The organism is Microvirga arabica, from assembly GCF_016811235.1.
Taxonomy (GTDB): Bacteria; Pseudomonadota; Alphaproteobacteria; order Rhizobiales; family Beijerinckiaceae; genus Microvirga; species Microvirga arabica.
Genome location: NZ_JAFBID010000201.1, coordinates 1 through 1,163, shown reverse-complemented (window position 1 = coordinate 1,163; position 1,163 = coordinate 1). Strand labels below are relative to the sequence as shown.

1 protein-coding gene is annotated in these 1,163 nt (G+C 62.2%); it reads right to left on the bottom strand.

What is annotated here, in order from left to right:
• On the bottom strand, nt 1-1,001 hold a 1,001-nt coding region (locus JQC81_RS32450), incomplete at its 3' end, for a nucleoside hydrolase-like domain-containing protein (protein ID WP_203275864.1).
• Nucleotides 1,002-1,163: the final 162 nt, after the last annotated feature.

Below are 1,163 nucleotides of genomic sequence, written 5' to 3'. Positions count from 1 at the left end.
GCAGGGTCCGTCGGCGCGGGCGTGGGCGTGGGGGTCGGTATCGGCTGCGACGGAACCGGAGTGGGCGTCGGGGTCGGGGTGGAGCCGCCGCCCTTGAGCCAGTCGAAGCGCTCGGCGAAGCTGTTCAGCCAGGCGGCGCGGTCCTCGTAGATCGTCCACGCGCCGTTGGTGCCGGAGCGGTTGAGGTCGACGGAAGGGCTTGGGTTGTCGGTCCAGTAGTTGGTGCCGGTCTTGATGAACTCGCCGCCCCAGCTTTCCTTGGACGGATCGTTCAGGTCGCCCGAGAGGAAGCGCAGCACGGTCGGGCTGTCGCCCATCTTGACGCCGGAGGAATTGAAGATGTCGCCCGAGAGCTGAGCGAAGTAGTCACCGAGGGCACCGTGGCCGTCGGCGTGCTGCTGATGCCAGCCCTTGATGATGGCCGAACTTTCCGGCGACTGGTAGATGCCGCGATAGGTGGACATATCATCCACCCACATATCCAGCTTGCCCTTGAATTTGCCGATGTAATTGTGGGCGTTGGCGTCCTGATTGCTGATGTTGAAGTAGCGGATGGTCGGGGCGATGCTCGGATCGTCGTGCAGGGCCTGCGCAAGATCGGTGCCGCCGCCCCACGTCAGCACGTTCAGCTTCTCACCGGCAGCGGCGGCCTTCTTGGCCTCGGCAATGATCGCCTTGGACGAGTCGGTCGGGCTCGACCATCCCGCCCACGGAGCGGTGTCGGTGGCACCCTGCCATGAGACCGCTTTCAGTTCGGCCGGCGATTTGAAGGCCGGGTGTTTTGCCTCCAGCTTGGCGTAGTCCTTGGCGTAGACGTCGATGATCTTGTCGATGTCGCCGACGAGGCCGTCCTGATGGTTCCACTTGGACGCGGTGCCGGCGATGCCGACAATGTTCATCTTGTCCTGGTACAGCAGGGCGTGGATCAGCGACTGGGCGTCATCCTTCTCCTCGGACGACAGGCGCAGATCGGTGGAAATGAAAACTCTCGGTACTGCCATCTTACTATCCTTTTAACAGGGTGAAAAACCAGTTCTTGTCGATGCTGTTGGTGATGGCCACATCTTGTGACTGCACCCGACCGTTGAACGTCACCTCATCGACGTAGAGGTTGCGGTCGCCGACGCCGGATTTGCTCAGATTGTTGCTGAAGGCGACACCGC